Genomic DNA, 21878 nt, shown 5'->3' on the forward strand with positions numbered 1-21878 from the left:
CATGTTTGCTCCCGAACTCGCCACCTTGCCCGTTACGGGCTATTCCTATCTGGATTCCAGCGTCTTTGAACTGCCGCTTTGGCAATGCACTGTAGGCGGCGTCATTTATCGTTGTCCTCAGCCCACCACGGCCCAGGACGACCTGTTCCTGCGCATCATCGCACATTTTAGTGGTCAAGTTGCAGTTTTGGATCTGGCCGATGCCCTCGGATTTGCTATCTGTGATATACCAGCTGAGCGGCGTTACCATGACCCGGCTGAGCAGGCTGTTTTTGATGCTTTACTGACCAGCTTGGCGACCTTTGGCTTAGTGAGTTGGCCCCAGCCAGGAATTCTTTCACTTACTCCTGACGGCCATGCGGCTTTGTTGTCACAGACCAAATACCTCTACTACAAGGCCGACTGTATTTATCATCAACTCAATGGTTTTCCAGAACCCAGTAATTGGCCTTTCCACGAGTTAGACCATCCCGCTACCTTAGGGGGACGCCAGCTCATATCTTATCCCCCGCAGCTGGCGGACTTGGCTAAAGAGCCAAACGGACCCGAGTGTCTGTTCACCGTCCGACAGCAATTAGCGGCGTCAGGTGCCGACCACGGGATGGAAATTATGGGGTTGACCTGCCTTGTGCCCAAGGACACACGGACCAAGCCAAAGGAAACACGGACCAAGCAAACCTCTGCTCACTTATTAGTCACTGGCTACTTCTACAAGCCGACCAATGTGCCGTCCACTACCGATGCCACTGACTACTACCTATTAGCTGGCCCTGGGGGGGCGCCGCATCCTGCCCTGGCAGCCGTGCTCAATGACGAGGCCAGCACTAGGTTTCGGCTTGTTGTAGCACATCAGTGCGAATTCGAGCACTTCCAGCGTGACTCGACTAAACGAATTGAGGTATCTGCCCTCCGACGCTTTAGGTTCGACTGGGACCTTACTGCTTTGCTGCGCGACCCACGGCTCGATTGGTTCGGTGATGGAGTCTTGGACGAAATGCAACGCCTTATAACGTCATCCCTTTCCCCCCAACTTTCCGACCTCATTCCGTTGCCCCTGCTTGAAGCTTCGCTGGGTAATTACCCAGCTGACAAATGGCATTGGCCCACCGTGTCCAGACGGCTGAGCATAGAATTTTTGTTGGACCATTTGCTGGATCTGCAAAACGCTGAATTTTCATTTCCGTTTCATTATCCAACCCTTTCCCGTCGGCCAACGCAGGAAGTAGAGGCCCTGCTCGACAAAATTCTGACTTCCGAATTCCGGGCGCAAACAGCAGACAGAACACTGTTTGACTGGAACTGGTCATTGTTGAGCAATGAGCTGACACAGGAATTTTTATTGGCTCAGCTTCTTGAACAGCATAATGGGCGACTTATTTTACCGCTAGATTACAGCATACTCTCCAACCGTCCTATTCCAGCGGTAGAGGAGTTGCTACAAAAAATCTTAATATCTGATTTTCGGACGAAGCTTGGCGATGAGGAATTTTTCGATTGGGATTGGTCCCTATTAACCGATATCCTCACCGACGACTTTGTACTGGCCTATCTGCCACTACTGCCGCTCAATCATTATTACCTCTCCCAGCGGGGTGCTGATTTCGTACAGGCTGCTCTGCAAATTGAGCTTTCACAAAATGCAATAGGGGCATGGCTCTGGTCTGAGGTGCAGCCTGCGTTGGCCTCCTGGTTTATTTGGGAGCATATTGACCAACTGCATCCATATCTGAGCTGGCAAAACCTTATCAAGGCTATGCTTGGGGTTAATAGCCTGCCTCCTGTGGGTTTTGACCAATCTCGCTTTTTATACCTCATTCGGGCAAATAAGGACCGTGTATTTCCTCTTACCACTGACCGCCTGCGTTGGACACCCGCGCTTATCGATTTCTTCGATGGGGAAGGCTTGCTCCGATGGGGCTCTCAGCCCAGTTCACCAGGCTTTGAGGCTAACCAGGTCCTGTCTTGGGATGCCCTCTGCTTCGCCCGCTACCATTCCAATGTAAGCACCCCAACAGGAAGGGCGTACATCAGCGGCCATATCGATAGTAGTGAACTGTTAACCCAGTACCCTGATTTTGCCTGGGACTGGCCATCCCTGACGAGCAATCCACGTATTGTCTGGACTACTGAACTCATTGCCACCTATGGCGGACAGCTCGATTGGCCGCGGTTGCTTCAGCGCCATAGCGTTACGGAGCTGACGGATCGGCTTCACTACTGGCACGAACTGGCTACTGCCACGGGCCCAGCCAACCGGCAGCTCGCATGGAGTTTCTTCAGCGCTCAACTGCCCGTCAAGGTGCTTTTAACGCACTACGACACCTATGCTGAACACTTAGACCTTGTTCCAATCTGCCGGCGCGACCCCGCCGCTGTGGCCGATTTTCTGCGTAAAACTTCAGCTTTTCAGTTACCCTGGGAGTGGTCGTATCTGGCCGCTGCCATGCCACCAGCTGATCTGATTGATTTGCTTCCACTGGCGAGCACTTATTTCGAGCGCTCCGGTGATGTGCGCATTCATCAACTCACTCTGCCTTTGGCGGCCCAGCTACCCATTGCCGTCAGCCTTGAGCAAGCCCCTGCTTTCCGCTTCGCCTGGGATTGGGTATTTGTCAGTCGGCACATCACTGAGGCCCAGCTCCTCGCGTACCTGCCCGCACTGACCTCGTTTGTTGATTGGGCTCAACTCACGCGAACCACCTTAACGACCGCCACAATAAGGCAGCACCTGCTCTTTAACTACTCTCTCAATGAGCAACTCGATTGGCCACATTTATTAGCCCACCACTACAAACCAAGTGAGCTGGTGGCCGACCTCGATAAACTGGCCGCAATAATTAGTACTTTTCAATCCATTGAGGTCAAGAACTCAGCTTGGCGTACCCTTACGCAACGACTGCCACTGGAAGTTGTTTTTCCTGAACTGGCCGCACCTGCCACTTCCCCATCCGAATCACAAATTCTGCCCGATTACCCATTCGATTGGGAGGTTCTTTCCGATGACCCACGCTTGCGCTTGCATCTGACATTGCGCTTCGTCGAACGCTATGCCGACAAGTGGCACTGGCATACATTATCAAAAAACAAATTCGTCAATACCGACCGAACTTATCTGCTGCATCCCTCATTGCGGCCTCGTTGGGACTGGGACTATTTGTCTGAATTCAGCCAGTTCTTAAGGCCGAGCAAGCCTTTCCAAGAGAATAAACCTCTCTACGACCGCTTTGCCCGTTTTATCCGGTGGGACCGATTTAGCCACCGGACTGATACGGTTTTCGAACCTGAGCTCATACTCGAGTATCGCAATCAAAGGTGGGATTGGTCTCATTTGTCGGCTTCGCCTAAATTAGCGTTGAAGCGCGCCGATTTAGACCGCCTACAACAAAAGCCTTGGGACTGGGCAGCATTGTCAGCTAACACTGCCCTGACTCTCTCAACCGCCGATATGGCTGCGTTGGAGCATCATCCTTGGGACTGGGCAGCATTGTCGCGTCGTCCCGAGTGTGATCCCGCTGACCCCACTTTTATAAAGATTGCTAATAAACCACTGGATTTCAATTCTTTATCATTCCGCGCTGATATCAAATGGCCAAAAAAAATACTTTTGGCCCTGCAGGATAAACTTGACTGGACAAGTATATCGGCAAAAAACACGGAGTCGTTTTCGACTCATATCCTAGAGGTGTTCGCCCATAAGATCAATTGGCTAGCAATGTCATCACCGTATCGTTGCTGGAGCAGTTTTAACCCCGATTGGGTGAAGGCATTTAACGACCGTTGGGAGTTACTGCAACTCGTTCAGAATAATACTTTACCTAGTTCCGCCAGAGAAGCAGTAAAAGCAGCCATTAAGTTGGATGCAGCACTTCATTTCCAATTCCAGATTCAAATGCTGAATTCTAATTGGAAAGGCTATGCTTATCACTTCACTCATTTAACCAACGCACTTGATATTATTCGTTCTGGCAAAATCTTAAGTCGCAACAAAGCACTACAAAGCACAACCAAATTAGCAGATGCTGCAGGGTCAGTGGTCAATCGCCGTCACGATGCACATAGCTACGCCCGGTTTTACTTCCGTCCGCAGTCTCCAACGCAATTTTATAATGAGGGGCTGGGCATGGACCGTCTAGAATATTTATATGATAGAGCAAAAGGGCTGAACTTTCCAAAGTGCCCTATTCCTGTGTTTTTTAGGTTTAAACTAAAGGAGATATTCGAAAAGAAACGCGCTAGTGTACATATAAGCAATGGTAACATGCAGGCTGACGTAGCAGGTTATGGGCCTGTTGAAAAGGTCATAAACCGCTTCGATTTTGAAAACCTTTTTTTAGTGCCTGAAAGATATTGGAAAAGAGCTGATTACATACCTTACATCAAGGCATCTCAACAGGAAATGCTAATACTTGATGAGCTTGATTTTAATGAATTTGAAGAGGTTGATATTATTGTTCGTGATGATTCAACTGCTGACCTTTTATATTCTCTGCTGGGGGAAAATCACAAATTTGCACGCGACATTACCACCGATTGCGATGGGATTTTCCACAGAAAGAATGCGTATGTTGAATGTGAGTATAGTGGTTGCACTCTTACTGTAAGTCCCCAGCACAAAAATGAACGCTTATTTCCAGAGCCTTACACTCTGATATTTTCTGCCTCTGATTTAGGAGCTGTACAGGATATAGAAGTCGCTGATTACAAATCTGTTGGCAATAACTTAATCTTTGAGGAGCCCTTTAAGTTGACTCTTACTCACGACATTCCATTCACGATCACTTTTGAGGACGAGCAGCGTCGTTCGTTTATTGTATATATCAACGAATTAAAAGAGGAGCTTGCTGAGGTATGAGTATCACATTTATCAAAGGCAATCTATTTAATTCCTCCTGTCAAACGCTGGTCAATACCGTCAATTGTGTGGGCGTAATGGGCAAAGGCATTGCCCTGGTATACCGACTACGTTACCCACACCTGTTTACAGAATACCAGCGCAAATGCCGGAATCATGAAATTCAGGTGGGTAACCTGTGGCTTTATCATGGCGCAGTCAATACACCGACCGTGCTAAACTTTCCAACTAAAACTCACTGGAAGTTGCCCAGCAAACTTGAGTACATTGAGCAGGGCCTGCAGTTCTTCCGGCAAAACTACCAAGCCCTAAACATCACATCTATAGCTTTTCCCCTTCTGGGTGCCCAAAATGGGGGCTTACCACCTCAGGTAGTACGTCGAGTCATGGAAGAACATCTAATAGACTGTCACTTGCCAATCGAAATCTACGAGCACGACGCTGCGGCTCCCGACAACTTGTTTGAAGCATTTCGAGGTCGGTGGTTATCAATTCCGCCGAAAAAATTGCCGCAGGTAACAGGCATAAGACAAACAGCCATACTCAGTCAGATTTCAGAGGTTTTGGCCAACGGCCATATTAATTCACTGGTTGATATGCTAGAATACGATGGTATTGGCCTTAAGACTTTAGCAAAGTGTTTTTCTATGGTTATGAATCCACATGCAGGAGGTCAGCAAACCTCTCTTTTTTAAAGAATAGGTTGCTGTATCTCAAATGCATCTGAATTTACACCTCAACGATGTTAACTAGCGCCCTTCTTCTCTTGACCCGGTTTCCCTAGGTGCTAAGTACCAGGAAGGGCCTACTAAAACTCAAATATTTTACAAACAATATACTGTATCAATATAATTTTTACTTTTCAGAAGTAAAGTTTCAAACTTCAGGATTGAGCTGGGAAAATAGCATTGAATTTGAATTACTGTTTATACTTTAGCATTTTTCAATACAAGTAATCTTCTTATTAAACAACTGTGAAGTTGGATGCCCAGCGCGAATTAGCCGAGGCCGTTTCGGTCATTAGGCTCCTAACGCAAGCATTTTCGTACTGGCTAGCTTTAGATCCACAAAGCACTGTTTGTTCGAAGGCAATTAGTAGACAGGTGACTAAAGTCGCTCCTAATAGAGGAAAAATCTACTAATTAGCAATTTGCATTCCCACGCTATGAAAGGCCAGAAGCCTGGTGCGTATTTATGTGCCTGAGCAGATCGGCAGACTATATTCCTTTGTTCCTAGCTTGCCAAGTATTATTGACAATCCAATGAATATTTTCTCCGTCCACGCTGATGTGGTCAAAGATTATAAATCCTACATTACTGGTTTCATCAGTATACAAGATGAATCCATTCGCGAAACAGTTGAGAAGGAGCTAGAGGCTGGAAAGCTTTGGCCTGACCCATTACTACAGTTCAACCCTGCTTTTCGTGCGGGTGAGTCAGTAGAGACGCTCTGTAATGCGGCAATACTTCACCCTGCAGTGGCCAATATTTTCCACGGTTTCTCGCTGTATGAGCACCAAGTGGCTGCAATCCGCAAGGGCAGCCAAGGCGAGGGCTTTATAGTAACATCGGGCACTGGCTCAGGTAAGTCACTTACCTATCTGGCGACCATTTTCAATGACCTATTACTTCACCCCCCCACGAAGCCAGGGGTGCGGGCAGTTATCGTTTACCCGATGAACGCCCTTATTAACTCACAGTTCGAGGAAATCCAGAAATATGAGAGGCAATACGTAGAGCGAACGCAACAGCCATTTCCAATTACCTATGGCCAATATACTGGACAGGAGAAAGACGGCGAAAAGGCGAGTATCCGAGAGAATCCTCCAAGCATCTTACTGACCAACTACATGATGTTGGAACTGGTGCTGACTCGAACTCAAGAGCGGACCATGCGCGCGACACTGTTTGAGCACCTGAAATTCCTAGTTTTTGACGAGCTGCATACTTATCGTGGACGCCAGGGAGCTGATGTGTCCCTGCTCATTCGGCGGCTACGGACACAGTCTAGCCATTTAGTCACCTGTATTGGGACCTCCGCGACTATGGTCACGGGCGGGACTCTGGCTGAACAGCGCGAGCAAGTTGCTACAGTAGCAAGTACCATTTTCGGGACAACCTTTACATCCAAGGATGTCATCAATGAGACGCTGGATTACTCGCTTGGTGCGGCCGGCACGCCGCCTTCCCCAGATATACTACGCTCAGTAATCGAACAACCCCTCGACCAAAGCGGCGACGAGAATGCGTTAAAGAAGCACCCCCTGGCAGCCTGGCTTGAAAATGAAGTAGCGCTTCAAATTAAAGAAAAGACTCTTGTGCGTGGTGCGCCGATGACGTTACCGGCTATCGCAGATTTGCTACATAAGTCATCAGGCGCCTCAATTGAGAACTGCAAAGCTCGTCTGCAGGAGCTTCTCGATTGGCTTAATTACCTAAATGCAGCTCGCAAGGGACAGCGAGGCACATTATTGCCTTTCAAACTGCACCAATTCATATCGCAAACTGGTGCTGTATACGTGAGCTTAGCACCAGGACCAGAGCGCATTATAACGCTCGACCCCGGCGTCTGGCGGGTATCATCGGTTTCGGGCCAAGAGCAACGGATTTATCCAGTTGCATTCAGCCGCGCATCCGGGCACGCTTTTATCTGCGTTGCGCGTCAAGGAGAGTCGAAAGGCGTACTTCATCAACGTGAGTTTCGTCGACCTGGGGAAAACGGACAGGAAAGCGGCTACCTTATCCTTGGAGACGACGTTTGGAACGCTGAGACTGACGCCGAAGAATTGCCTGACTCATGGGTCAATCGGCTTAAAAATGGGAGTATTAGTCCAAAGCAACCTTTCGCGGCTGAAAAACGGCCGTTCATGCCTGAAAAAATTTGGTTTAATAATGATGGCGACTTCTCAGTATTGCCAGATGATGCCCACCCATATTCGGGCTGGTGGATGCGGGCGCCTCTCCTTTTCGACCCTACAAGCGGGCTTTTCTACGACCAGCGCACCAATGAGGGCACAAAGCTAACGACTTTGGGAAGCGAGGGACGTAGCACCTCGACTACGGTTCTCTCGTCAACAATATTGAAACAACTTGCTGGCGCTGGAGTCGAAGAAAGGGAGGAAAAGCTCCTTAGTTTCACTGATAACCGGCAAGATGCAGCCCTGCAGGCAGGGCACTTTAATGACTTTGTGCAGGTGGCACACTTACGGGCCGGCATCCTAAGGGCACTTGACCTTGCAAAGGAACACGCACTGGATTTCGCTCAATTGCCACAGGCCGTATTTGAAGCCCTAGCGTTGCCAATCACGGCGTACTCGGCATCGGATAACCCCTCACAATTTGCGGCTGCCCAGCGAGATACACGCAACGCTCTAAAGGACTATCTAATATACTGCGCGCTCTACGATTTGCGGCGTGGGTGGCGGGTGATTATGCCCAACCTCGAACAATGCGGCCTGCTGGTGGTGGATTATGCAAACCTGAGTGAGATTTGCAATGACCGCGACGAGCTAGGTAACCTACAATGGGCAGGAGTGCCTTTACTATCAGAGCTATCATTTGATCGCCGCACTGAAGTGGTTCGTCAATTACTCGATTACTTCCGGACCTCATATGCTCTGCACAATGATGAGTACTTGACGCCGGAAAAAATGAGGCAACGTTTCATTACTATCAATGATGAGTTGCGCGACCCATACCGATTACAAAAGGGTGAGATCCCCGAACCATATGTCTTAACATATAGACCACTGGCTAAGAGTACAAGCTTGTTTACAGCCAGCGTTGGGGCGCAAAGCAACGTGGGACGTTATCTGCGACGCATCATTGCGGAAGAAAACGCTCAACGGGAAAAGGCTAGTTTACCATTGCTACAAGCTGATGGCAGTCGAGCCCATTATGAGGAACTTATTATCGGCATCTTAGGGGCTTTCGAGGGCGCACGGTGGCTGACGAAAACATCAGCCAAAGACCGCGACCAGAACTCTGTAGCGGTCTATCGTCTAAATGCTTCAAAACTTATATGGCGGCGTGGAGACGGCAAAACAATCCGCATCGATCGAGTACGTAATCGTGCTTATAAAGACAGTACTCCAATCTCAAAACCTAGTTCATTCTTTCAGGACTTATACCGCACAAGCGTGACAGAAGGACGCAAACGGATTGGACGCGAGCATACTGGTCAACTTAGTACGCAGGACCGCCAGGAGCGAGAAGATAGCTTCCGTGAAGGGCATATTAATGCACTATTCTGCTCACCGACAATGGAGTTGGGCATTGATATAGCCTCACTAAACGTTGTGCACATGCGTAATGTGCCGCCCAACCCTGCTAACTATGCACAACGCAGTGGGCGTGCGGGCCGCAGCGGGCAAGCTGCTCTAGTGGTGACGTACTGTTCAAATTACGCCCCACATGATCGGCATTATTTTGCGAAAGCTACTGAGATGGTGGCCGGACAGGTGGCCGCACCCAGACTCGACCTAGGCCAGCGTGAGCTGCTCATATCGCACCTAAACGCTCTATTCCTTGCAGAGCTAGGGACCGATGAGTTCAATGCCTCGCTCGCCGACATAATTGATACCGACAACTTAGTGGAATTACCTCTAAGAGCGAACGTGCGTGCTGCTCTTATCCCCACTGCAGATACTCGAAAACGCATAAGGGAAATCTTCGAACAGGTCTTGGCTACGTTGCCAGAAAAAGATTGTCAGAATTATGATGGTTCTTGGATTGAAGAACAACTCGACCGGGTAGTTAATCGCCTCGACGCGGCCTTAGATCGCTGGCGCAACTTATATAAGCTGGCCGATAAACAGCTGCTCGACGCGCAAATCGTGATGAGCAACCCCATCTATAAGGACAAGTCCCCAGAACTACGTCAAGCCGATCGTCTGGAACGGCAAGCCATAAAGCAGCGACATCTATTGCGCAACGAGGTAAAAGGGAGTCACCTGTCTGGTTCAGAGTTCTACCCATTCCGATATCTAGCGGCTGAGGGATTCTTGCCAGGATACAATTTCACGCGATTACCAATCCGTACCTTCTTGCCAAAAGGTAGCTTAGATGGCGAGTTTATTTCGCGTTCTAGGTCAGTTGCGCTGCGTGAATTTGGGCCCCGCAATATTGTGTATCACAACGGAGCAAAATACCGCATTGAACAGCTACAAGTGGCTAGTATTGAACAAAGTCTTCGCTCTGCGAAAGTGAGCAATGGCGCGGGCTACTTTATGCAGGGAGATGACTACAACCGCAGTGTTTGTCCGTTTAGCGGGGTGCCGCTGGACGGGGATGCGAAAGAAGAGTTCAAAGACGTGCTAGTGGAAATGACTGAGACGCGCGCTGAAGAAATTGAGCGAATTTCGTGTGAAGAGGAGGAGCGGCGTTCGGAGGGCTTTTTGATTGACACCTACTTCACCCTACCAGGTGGACTGGATACCCGGCAACTCGCAACGGTAAGAAGCGGCGAGACTGACTTACTTAACGTGTCTTACCTACCGGCAGCTCAACTCGTACACGTAAATCGAAAATGGAGGTCGGCAAAGGAGACGGGGTTTCTGGTAGGAATGACCTATGGAAAATGGCAACGCGAAGCTGAGCAGAAACCTAAAAAGGGGATGCCGGTCGTTGATCCAGCCACCAAAGAACCAACCCATCGCATTCAACTCTATACAACTATCACAGCGGATGCGCTTTACATTGAACCTATAGCAGCATTAGCACTCGATCAGGCCGGCGTTATAACGCTGCAATACGCGTTAAAACGGGCCATCGAGCAAGTTTTTCAGCTAGAGCCCAATGAGATTGGCGTTACGCTGATGGGACGTCACGAAAAGAAGCCTGCCAACATTTTTCTATTCGAGAATGCGGAGGGAAGTCTCGGCGTACTAAAGCAGTTTGTTCAAGACAAAGACATATTCCACCGGGTGGTGACGATGGCGGCAAAGCTATGCCGGTTCGATGAAGTTGAATACTGCGAAAAGGCCAGCTACAGTGATTTACTTAGCTACTATAATCAACGCGACCACGACTATATAAACCGCTTTCTGATTAAAGAAGCGCTCGATAAACTCTCATGCGCACAAGTAGAGCTCCAAGCCAACCCACAATTCACTGACTACGAGCACCACTACAAACATCTTCTAAACACTTATGATACGTCCTCTAGTACAGAACGGCGTTTCCTTGAATACCTCTATCTTAATAACTATAGGCTTCCCGATGTGGCCCAGTTAAGAGTTGATGATCTATACTGCCAGCCTGACTTCTGCTACAACGACGCCGAAATGCGCACTTGGATTTTCTGCGACGGGACCCCACATGACGAGCCAACGCAAAAAGTACGTGACCAGAAGCTTCGCGCGGCCATCAAGAGTCGTGGGGACTCTGTCATTACTTATCACTACCTCAATTCATTAGAGGACCTAGTGGCAGATCGCCCAGATCTGTTTCGGAAGGTGCGCTAACCCATTCCTGCTAACCTACCCCTAATTTCTGATTGCTCAATCTATGCAGTTTGCACCTGGCTCACTAGTCAACGCCCGCGGGCGAGACTGGGTAGTAATGCCTTCTCTCGACCCTGACCTATTGCTGCTGCAACCATTGGGCGGCAACGAAGCAGAAACAACCGGCATTTATCTGCCGTTACGTTCGCCCGGCGATGAAGTAAGAACCCACGCGTTTCCAGGACCAAAATCCGAGGATTTAGGGGCTTTCCCCTCGGCGCGGTTGCTCTATAATGCGGCGCGACTGTCATTCCGAAGCGGGGCAGGACCATTTCGGTCACTGGCACGGCTCTCGTTTCGCCCCCGCTCCTACCAACTAGTGCCTCTGATCATGGCCCTGCGACAAGCACCCGACGCGGTGCGGTTATTGGTGGCCGACGACGTGGGCGTAGGCAAGACAATTGAAGCTATTCTGATAATCAAGGAGCTACTTGAACGGCGTGAAATTCGGCGGTTCGCGGTGGTATGCCTACCACATTTATGTGAACAATGGCAGCAGGAACTACGCGATAAAGCTGGACTAGAGGCAGTGATTATCCGCTCTAACACGCAAGCTCGACTTGACCGGGCAGTAGATGGGGATACGCCTGTTTATGAACACTACCCATTTCAAGTCATCTCAATTGACTACATAAAATCTGACCAGAGGCGGAGCGTATTCCTGCATCACGCACCCGAACTAGTGATTGTAGATGAGGCGCATACGGCGGCTCGGCCTGCCGGGGCGCTTGTTAGCCAGCAGCAACGCTATCATTTAGTACATGACTTATCGAAACGGGCTAAACAACATCTCGTCTTACTAACAGCTACTCCACATAGTGGCAAACCAGAGGAGTTCCGTTCACTGCTTGGGTTACTGGATAAGAAGTTCGAAACACTGGATTTACCTAACGCTAGTAAAGCGGATCAGCAGCATTTAGCAAGGTTATTCGTGCAGCGGCGGCGTATTGACGTAGAGAAATGGCTTGGAGAGGACACTCCTTTTCCTAAGCGCGAGGCTGACGAAGAATCATATGCGCTCAGCCCCGAATATCAACGTATTTACGCTGACGTACTACAGCTGGCTCAGGAATTAGCCCAGCGCGGTAGCGAACTACATGGCGGGCAACAGAAGTTTCATTACTGGACGGCCCTGGCATTATTGCGTGGCGTCATGAGCTCGCCGGCCGCCGGCGCAGAGATGCTGCGCAACCGCCAGCGTAACCTGCCTAACGATGACGGGGAGCTGGCCACAGAAGCCGAAGGCCCAAATCCAGTACTCGACCAAGACTATGAGTTCGATGGAGACTTTACACCTAGTCAAGTGATAAGCCGCGCTGCTATTAATGATAGCCAGCGCGCCAAGCTTTCCAGGCTCATCGGACAGCTAGAAAGCCTTCAAAACATATCAACGGACCATAAGGCAGCCCAGGCTATAAAGCTGTTATACAGCTGGCTCAAACTGGGCTATCAGCCCGTCATCTTCTGCCGTTACATTGCTACCGCCACTTATCTAGGTGGATTGCTTAAGCAAGAATTGACACGAGTAGGGAGCCAAGCAGTGCGAGTGGAGGTTGTCACCAGTGAAGACCCTGATGAGGTTCGTCGCGAGCGCATAGACCAGATGGCCGACTCTCCCCTAAGGGTATTGGTAGCGACCGATTGTCTAAGTGAGGGAATCAACCTGCAGCATAGTTTCACAGCAGTGTTACATTACGATCTGCCATGGAATCCTAATCGCCTTGAACAACGCGAAGGTCGAGTAGACCGCTTTGGTCAAACTGCGCCCACTGTAAAAGCATACCTGCTCTATGGCCGGGACAACGATATCGACTCTGTTGTATTGGGTGTACTATTACGCAAGGTGCGTGAGATACGGAAGGACACTGGGATTACTGTCCCGTTTCCAGAAGACTCAGAAAGCGTGTTAGACGCAGTTTTAGCTGCTGTACTGCTGAATCCAAAAGCAGCAAGCCGCGCAGCACTTGCTACGCAGCTTACCATCGATTTTGGAGAAGCACCTGAAGTAACTAAGCAGAAGGCCCTTGTACGAAGCGCTTATGATAAAGCCATCGATGCTGAAAAGCTTTCTCGCTCGCTTTACGCCCAGCATGCCATCAAGGCACACGAGGTAGCGGCTGACTTAAGGCAGGCCGATGAAGCTATAGGTGACCCAGCTGCGGTAGAGGCTTTCGTGACCGAAGCACTTCCAGCTCTTTTGGGCGTCCAAATTACGCGTAACCCTTCCCGGCCTACCGATGGCGGTGCGCACACTTATACACTCTACACTGCCAACCTGCCTAAAAATCTGCGAGGGGCATTGCCTGGTGCTGAAGCTACGGTTCCCCCTACGCAGCTGCTGGTGTGCTTTGCATCGCCCACCCCCGATGGATTTCATTATCTCGGGCGGAATCATCTTTTCGTAGAACAACTATGTCAACAGCTCCTAGCTAGTGCATTGCACCACCGAAAAGATGCTCCGGCACGCGCAGCAGTAGTACGCACTTCCGCTGTGCTTGTACGCACTACACTGCTGCTCTTTCGGGTACGCAATGTTATCGAGGAGCGGTCAAGCCGGCAACAATTAGTAGCAGAGGAAATGTTAATCTGGGGCTATAAAGGTGACCCAACATCTGGCGAAGCATTCAATATACTGACGCCAGAAGAAGCCCACATCCTTTTATTGACGGCTGTACCAGAAGCCGACCTACCGCGTCCCGTTGCCGCGCAACTATTGCAAGACGCAGCCGATGAGCTTCCAGCGCTAGTCCCATCATTTAACGAAGTAGCTACGACACGCGCAGCTAAACTAGTGGAAGCACACGAGCGATTCAGACAAGTTGTGCAGGGAGGGCGCTACCAAGTGGTGACCCCGGTACTGCCGATGGATGTACTGGGTCAATATGTCTTGTTACCACCGAAGACATAACTACTCACGCCTACTTAAGCTGTCATTTACTTTTCGCGCTTATTATTCCCCTATGCGCTTCCCTACTATTCAAATCGAAGGCGCTATTCTATCAGCGGAGCTACTAGACCAACTAGAAAGTGGCGCGGCTGCCGGTCAGAAGCCCACCGATTTCGGTTTACCCCTCGGCAACAAGCTGGTCAAAGACGAGATTCTACGTGCTTGGGCAGATGCTAACGACTATTGGCGCATCTTCCGCCGTCGCCTTGATGCGTTAGCCGACGACCGAAGTGCGACCACCGAAACGCGTCGTCAATGGCTATTACCGTTGCTGGGCCTGCTTGGCTACGATGCGCAGCCCCTTACCACGTCCCCCACCGCGGGTGAGAAGAAATTTGCTATATCGCACACTGACGCTCGTCGAGCTGGCCTCCCTTTGCACTTAGTGAGTGCGCGTGATGAGTTAGATACGCGCCCGGACGGGCGTAACGGGCGTCGCCCCACTCCCCATGGGCTGGTGCAGGAATACTTGAATCTAACTGAGCATCTCTACGGCCTTTTGTCAAACGGTCTGCAGCTACGACTGCTGCGTGACAGCAGCCGGTTGGTGAGGCTCTCATACGTAGAGTTCGACTTGGAGCGGATGTTCACTGAAGGACACTTTGCAGATTTTGCACTGCTCTGGCGCCTATTGCACGCCTCGCGAATGCCTACTGCCGAGGGCAAGGGAGCAGAGTCGTTGATTGAGCGATACCACCAAGATGCGCTAGAAGCTGGCGCACGCATTCGTGAACGGTTGAGCGCAGCTGTGTACAACTCGCTCCTGGCGCTCGGCAATGGCTTTCTCCAACATCCTGATAACGATGAACTGCGGACACAACTGATTAGCGGTAAAATTACCGCCGCGCTTTATCACCAGCACCTGCTGCGGCTGATATACCGATTTCTGTTCTTGCTAGTGACGGAAGAGCGCGACTTGCTCTTTCCTGAAACAGCAAACCCTACGCATCGCGAGGTTTACGAGAAATATTACTCACTACAAAAGCTTCGGCGCCTCTGCGAAAATCCGTATCTACCAGCAGATTCTAAGACCTTCCATGACTTGTGGGCAGGGCTACGCCAAACCTTCCAGCTTTTTGAGAGTGGACAGGCTGGCCAGCCTTTAGGCCTATCCCCCCTTGCTGGCGACCTGTTTGGCCGCAGCGCACTGGGACCTATAGCCAACGCTGACTTACGTAACGAGGTGTTGCTCGACTGCCTGCGTAACCTTACGCGCTTCTACAATCCGACCACTCGGCAACATACTCGCGTGAACTATGGGGCACTCGACGTAGAAGAGTTCGGCTCGGTATACGAAGGCCTTTTGGAGTTCGACGCCATTGTCGCGCCACCCACCCACGCTATGCCATGGCGCTATACACTGGCTGCTGGTAAGGCACGCGCTGCCTCCGGTTCACATTATACACCTGAGGCGCTGGTACAGCCCCTATTGCAGCATTCGCTCGACTTATTGATTCAGGAGAAGCTGAGAGAAGCAGCAGAAGGGGTACGCCCGGCTACTAAGGGACGAGCCATACCTACGGAAGCTGAAAGCAAAGCCATTCAAATTGCTCAAACCGATGCATTGCTAAGTCTACGCATTGCCGATGTCGCGTGCGGCTCAGGACATATGCTGCTCTCCGCGGCGCGGCGGTTAGCTACCGAACTAGCCCGGATACAAACGGGTCAAGAGCAGCCGTCACCTAACGCGAGACGAGCAGCTCAACGGCAAGTCATCAGCCAATGCCTTTACGGTACCGACTACAATCCTCTTGCCGTGGAACTTTGCAAGGTGGCGCTGTGGCTCGAAGCCCATAACCCTGGTGAGCCACTTGACTTTCTTGACCACCACATACGCTGTGGCAATGCAATCGTAGGACTGACGCGCCCTGAAGATTTGTCACGTGGCATCGCCACCGAGGCATTCGCTTCTCTGAAAGGTGACGACAAGCCTTTTGCCAGCGCCTTACGCAGTCGTAATAGGCAGGAGCGCACTGTGGCCAACCAAACTACTTTTGAATTTGAGCCCGCGTCCCGCACTGATGTCAGGAACCTAGGTGTGGCCTACGAGCATCTACGCCAGATGCCTGATCATACTGCCGAAGAGGTGGAGGCTAAGGGCGTAGCGTATCGTGCCTTGCGTGAACAGGCAAGTACCTTCCGACTAGGTCAGCTGGCTGATTTACAGGTGGCACCTTTCTTCATTCCAAAGACTGCCAATAATGCCCACTTATTACTCACGGACGCCGATTACCGTCGATATCTACGCGGTACCCAAGAGCTGCATACAGCCGCAACAGATTTAGCTACAGAAGTAAGTATTGAACGTCGTTTTTTTCATTGGTTCATCGAATTTCCAGATGTGCTGGTTGAACATGGAGGATTTGATTTAATACTAGGTAATCCACCGTTCTTGGGTAATCGGGGACTAAAAGGAGCTTACGGAGATGCGTTTCTTAATTGGGTCACTACAGAATATGCCCCAGCTGGTGCTGTAGATTTGGTCACTTATTTCTTCCGACGCATTTTTCGCCTCCTACGGCCAGGAGGCATTTTGAGCCTAATCTCAACTAATACCATCGCTCAGGGTGATGCTCGCGAAGGAGGCTTAGCTGTATTACTGGATGAAGGAGGACGTATACACCATGCAGTACGTTCGATGAAATGGCCTGGGAGAGCCAACGTGGAAGTTTCCCTCATAACTCTACAACGGGCTCCCCTTAATAGCTGGCCAGCCCTTCTAGATGGGAAGACAGTGCCTCAAATTACTTCTTATCTAGACGACGATGAAAATGGCATTGACCCTTATCTCTTAAAGTCGAATGCTAATCAATGTTTCCAGGGCTCAATAGTGCTTGGAACAGGATTTATACTCGCTCCAGAAACAGCCAGGCATTTAATCGATACTAATCCAGAAAATAGCGCTGTTATTTATCCATACCTCAACGGCGATGACTTAAATTCTTCCTCAGATCAAAGTCCAAGCCGCTGGGTAATCAACTTCCACGACTGGCCATTACGACGTTTTTCTTCTGCTGAATGGGAGGAGCTTACTACCGAGGAGCGTGAACGTATCGAATTAAGAATTAGTAAGGGTAACGTTGTGGCTACAGCTCCTCCTGACTACAATGGAAAAGTTGCAGAAGATTATCCAGAATGCTTGTCTATTGTTGAAAAACTTGTTAGGCCAGAACGACAACGACTTAATGAGAATGGTGAGTATGTATTGAGGAGCCCACTGCCTGAATTATGGTGGATCTATGCTGATAAGAGGCCTAAACTTTACCGTGCAATTCAAGATCTTGAACATTGCTTAGTTACAGCGCATACATCAAAACTAGGCTCTCTTGATTTTGCATCAACAAAAAACGTATTGGACGCTAAACTCATCGTTTTCCGATTTTCTGATTATGGAATTTTTGGTTTGATGCAGTCGAACTTCCATTTATCGTGGGCATGGAAATATCGAACAAGTATGAGAGCAGATCTTATTTATGCTAACAACCGCATTTTCGAAACATTTCCTTTCCCTGAACTCACCCCAAAAATGCATGAAGCTGGCTTGACATATTATACCTTCCGTCAACAGCTGATGCAGGACCTTAATCTTGGATTAACAAAGACGTATAACCTTTTCCACACACCAGACCTCACAGCTACTGCCATCGCTAAAGCTGCTAAACTGAATGACCGGATTCTTGCTGAAGATTTATGCACCCGATTTAGAGAACTGCGCAGTCTGCACTGCCAGATGGATAAAGAAGTTGCCTATGCTTATGGTTGGCCCGATATAGACCTGGATCATGGCTTTCATGCCCAAGAATATCTACCAGAGAACGACCGCATTCGCTTCACTATCAGCCCGGCTGCCCGTCGTGAAATACTTGAGGGCCTACTTGCTCTTAACCATTTACGCTACGCCGAAGAGCAGGCTGTTTTGGCAAATCAAAGCTGATTGCCTATTCCTTAATCATGCTTAACTATACCCAGCCAGCCAAATGGCCCCGACCCGAACCGAAGAATTTACGTCAGCTGATTGAGTTTCTGGCTCCCTTGGTAATATGGCTTGACCCTAAAATCGTGTAGACTATTGTTATATACAATAATCAAAGGCGCTGAGACTGGGGAAACACATTGGAAGCCTTATCAGGTACACCAGTGCCTTCAGCGGCATATCTGTGGGAAAATGGCGCTTGCGTTTTCCCACAGATATGCCGCTCCACCGGCGACGAAGACCGTAATTACTTCGGCGCAGATGGCTGCCTCAAAACTGACAGCAGCAATAACTGGCACTCCAATCTGGTATGGCGTTACGCAATGATAGGTAAGCAAAACTTTGATAAGGAAGATAAAGCCGAAGTTAGGCTGGCAAATTTATTCCCGCATAAAGACGAAAGCCGAGATGCCTACTTGGCTAAAGCTCATGCCACCAGTGTTCACAATCTCACCCTACTGGCCTTTACTGCAGAAATCGAGGGCTCGGACCCTAGTATAAGCCACTCGGTAGAAGAATTTTCCATTGGCTGACGGGTTCAGCCAAGGGCTTCGAAAAGATAAGCCAGCCATTCAGCCTAGCAGGTCTGTTCACCAGCTCTACTAAAATGTGCTTTTTGCCCGCGGAGTTGATGATGCTTACAGATGCCCAAGGTTCATTATTGCTTGTATTATTTTAATAAAGACAAAGGATTTATACAGCGATTTCTGCAATCTTTTCCTATATGGTATTGAATTAGGTGACCCTGCTTCATTGCTTAAGCAATTTGGAATAGGCCTTACTACTATAAAGGAACTAGAATGGCATACTACTTTCACAGGTGATATCAAACACTAACAAGCTTAATAAATACCGAGAAAACCACTTTACTGAACTGGTAAGCAGAAAAAGAATGGCGTTAGCTGCTCTATAGCACTAGTAATTTTGTTCCTGGCATAAGCTCGTACCGATAAGTGCCTCTGGCACCCTCTTTTTGGGCTAGAAATCCAGGATGCAATAAGGTTATGGCTAAGTTGTTCGCACCTTTATACTTATTGCCCACAGTGCAGATACCCAACTTGCTACTAAATACCCAATCTCCAACCTGCGTCTGTAAGGCACTGCGAAAAGTGCGCTCACCCGCTGACAAGTTCAGTGCCGCTTGTAAAGCCTGAACTCGCGCCCCAAGGGTTGGCAAGATTTGATAAAGCAGTACCGAACCCGCTGCTGTCCCGAATTTTGCTTGGGACAGCAGGTGCTCAAAGCTTTTGGTTAGATGCTTAGGTAGATCCTGAATCAACCAGCCGGCAGGGCGAAGGTAGTGTAGAATATTCGCGAGAAGAATGTCCCGCATCCCGGTCTCGTTCGCTCGCCAAGGGGCGTTGAGCACCAGAAATAGACTCATCTCGAAGCAGTTTTGTCGCATCTCTGCTAATTGGCTTTCGTGCTCGGACAGTGGTTCAGCATATTGCTCCTTGCCGGCGGTGCACTGCAACAAAAAGTTGCCAATGAGGGAGCAAATCCCTTTAAAGGTTTTGGGGTCATCTATCTCCCCTTTATCAGGCAAGAAGTAAGCCTTCACTTGGCGGCCTTCCTTTTCCAGCAAGTACGAATTCCCGATGTACTTCACGGCCACGTGCAGGGCGATGTTGAAGTAAGCGTAGTCGATCAAGGTCAGGGGTGTCAGCCGGATGGCCTGCGGTTTTTCGCTGGCCGCGGCCGCGGCCAGCCGCTGCGTTTGCTGCTTACTCAACCGGTCCAGGAACCGTTCGATGCTCTTCTTCCGCTGGCCATTTTGCGCCGCCTGTAGCTTTCGCAGCTCCTCTTCCACGTCAATGCTGGTGTTCTGGTCGCCTTCGTCTGTGTCCGTGTCGATGCCTTGCTCGTTGCTTTCCCGGTAGCCCTCAGCGGCCGTGCCGATAAGCAGCCGCTTGCTCAGGGCATTGAGAAAACTGCTAATGTGTACCTCGGGCGAGTTCAGCAGCCGCTGCTGCTGGAGTAGTTCTTCTTGCTTTTGCCGGTTAAATTCTTCGGGGGTGAGTTTTTCATATACTCTCGCCGTGGTATCCTCTTTGAGCGAGGCCTCGTTTCCCCCTACCTTGGTTAGGGCCACGCTACGCTCTAAGTCCACCATATCCAGCAGCACCTCGGCGAAGCCCTCTAACCCCGAGTCCGTTAAGGCGTCGAAGCCCAGCTGCAGCTTTTGCCGGTTAGGGTCCGGGCAGTATTGCTGCTGGTTTGCTGGGTGCTGCACAAACTGCCGACCCACCACGGCCTGTGCCTCATCCCACAATTCCACCATGTTCACCGTATCCGGCACCTCTGGAAATACCAGTCGAAGCGGATTAACTAGGTGCACTGGCTCCTCCGATGCCTGCCAAAAGCCTTGCTTTGAGTAGAGTCGCACCGTCACCGGGTACTTGTCGGCCGGCTCCTGAGCCAGGTGCAACGTCAACGTGTGCTGCTCAATCTCGGCCAGCACAATGCCCACCGGCAGCTTGGCGAAATGGCTGCTGCTCCCTTCCTCCTCGATGCCCAACGGCGGCTTCAGCTTCTGGAGCGTTTCCAAAGTCATCTTGTTCTCGCCCGTCGGGTTGATGCCTAAGCCGACTAAGTACTGCCCGTTGAGATGGTGCAGCAAGAGGCTCGCCTCTTCGTTGGCGGGCTGGACACCGTTCCCTCCCATGCCGGCTGCGGTCACATTGGCGCTGCCCAGTAGCAAGTACTCACCCTGGTCAGTGGTAAAGTGTACCAGCTTAGCGTGCAGTCGAGTGACGTGATCGGCTATCGAGGGGCCGCATTCCTTCCACTTGTGGAAGGTGATGCCCCTGGCCACTTGCGGGTCCAGCTTTTTTGGTAGCAAGCCAAAGCGGTGCTCCACCACGCACTGTAGGCGGGCTTGGGGAAACGAGGCCCGAAGCTGACTCAATGCCACGCCCGCCTGATCGTAGTAGGGCGAAACCGTCACTAGGCGCTTCACCACGGGCTGCCCAATCAGCACCAGCGCCTGCTGCAGGACTCCTTCCCTCCCGTTAGTGAGCAGTGCCACCTTCAGGCCATTATCTAAGGGGCGCCAGCTGCCCGGCTCGGCCTTCGGCAGCTGAGTTAGCCAGGGCGTGAACTGCTTGATCCAGGTCAGTTTCACGGCGGCCATGCCCTGCAGCGGGGCCGTGAGCGCTTGCACGTAGCCCCAGGCATCGGCAAAAAGGGTGGCGTTGGGCGCCGCTGAGTCGGCCACGTGGAAGCATCCCCACGCTTCGTCGTTGTTGCCCATGCCCGAGGCGGTTAGGTTACCCGATCCGATGGCAAACAGGCCCTCTTTGGCGCCAAAGAATAGCGACACCTTGGGGTGAAACACGCCTTGGGTCCGGTAAATCGGGTAGATGCTAAACCCAATGGATTCTTGAAACTCTCGGCCGGAAGCGGTGCTTGCTAGGTATTCTAGGAACGGGCCGTCGGTCAGTACCAGGATGTTTTGGATGCCCGCCGCCCGCAGCTGGCGCATGACTCTTAGCTCGAAGAACTGAAAGTCGAAGCTGTAGCAGGTAAGCACGCAAGAGTGGTAGCGCCCCTTACCCAGGGTATCTAGAATGTTCTGTCTGGTAAAGGTCATGGGAGCTGAGC

Annotated in this window: 7 protein-coding genes; 6 read left to right on the forward strand and 1 reads right to left on the reverse strand. The window is 50.5% G+C overall.

What is annotated here, in order from left to right; all coding sequences use genetic code 11:
- Position 1 precedes the first annotated feature (1 nt).
- From IEW06_RS16370 to IEW06_RS16395, 6 genes are all read left to right on the forward strand, one after another.
- A complete protein-coding gene (locus IEW06_RS16370; protein ID WP_188548599.1) occupies positions 2-4852 on the forward strand; it encodes a DarT ssDNA thymidine ADP-ribosyltransferase family protein in 4851 nt (1616 codons plus the stop codon).
- Positions 4849-5547 carry a macro domain-containing protein gene (locus tag IEW06_RS16375; RefSeq protein WP_187731746.1) on the forward strand — a complete coding sequence of 233 codons (699 nt, stop codon included), beginning with the start codon at positions 4849-4851 and terminating at the stop codon, positions 5545-5547. The genes IEW06_RS16370 and IEW06_RS16375 overlap by 4 nt, the downstream gene beginning before the upstream one ends.
- 567 nt (positions 5548-6114) lie before the next feature.
- Positions 6115-11316: a DEAD/DEAH box helicase family protein gene (locus tag IEW06_RS16380; protein WP_188548600.1), complete on the forward strand. Its 5202-nt coding sequence runs from the start codon at positions 6115-6117 to the stop codon at positions 11314-11316.
- Positions 11317-11413: 97 nt separating this feature from the next.
- Positions 11414-14263 carry a DUF8741 domain-containing protein gene (locus IEW06_RS16385; protein ID WP_373285382.1) on the forward strand — a complete coding sequence of 950 codons (2850 nt, stop codon included), beginning with the start codon at positions 11414-11416 and terminating at the stop codon, positions 14261-14263.
- A gap of 52 nt (positions 14264-14315) precedes the next feature.
- Complete coding sequence (locus IEW06_RS16390) at positions 14316-18236, forward strand: Eco57I restriction-modification methylase domain-containing protein (protein WP_188548601.1); 3921 nt, start codon at positions 14316-14318, stop codon at positions 18234-18236.
- Positions 18237-18415: 179 nt separating this feature from the next.
- Positions 18416-18808: a hypothetical protein gene (locus IEW06_RS16395; RefSeq protein ID WP_187731742.1), complete on the forward strand. Its 393-nt coding sequence runs from the start codon at positions 18416-18418 to the stop codon at positions 18806-18808.
- A gap of 374 nt (positions 18809-19182) precedes the next feature.
- Here IEW06_RS16395 and IEW06_RS16400 read toward each other — a convergent pair whose 3' ends face one another.
- Entirely contained in the window at positions 19183-21867 is a 2685-nt protein-coding gene (locus IEW06_RS16400) for a phospholipase D-like domain-containing protein (protein ID WP_187731741.1), read from the reverse strand.
- Positions 21868-21878 lie beyond the last annotated feature (11 nt).

The sequence above is a fragment of the Hymenobacter qilianensis genome, from assembly GCF_014638675.1.
Lineage (GTDB): Bacteria > Bacteroidota > Bacteroidia > Cytophagales > Hymenobacteraceae > Hymenobacter > Hymenobacter qilianensis.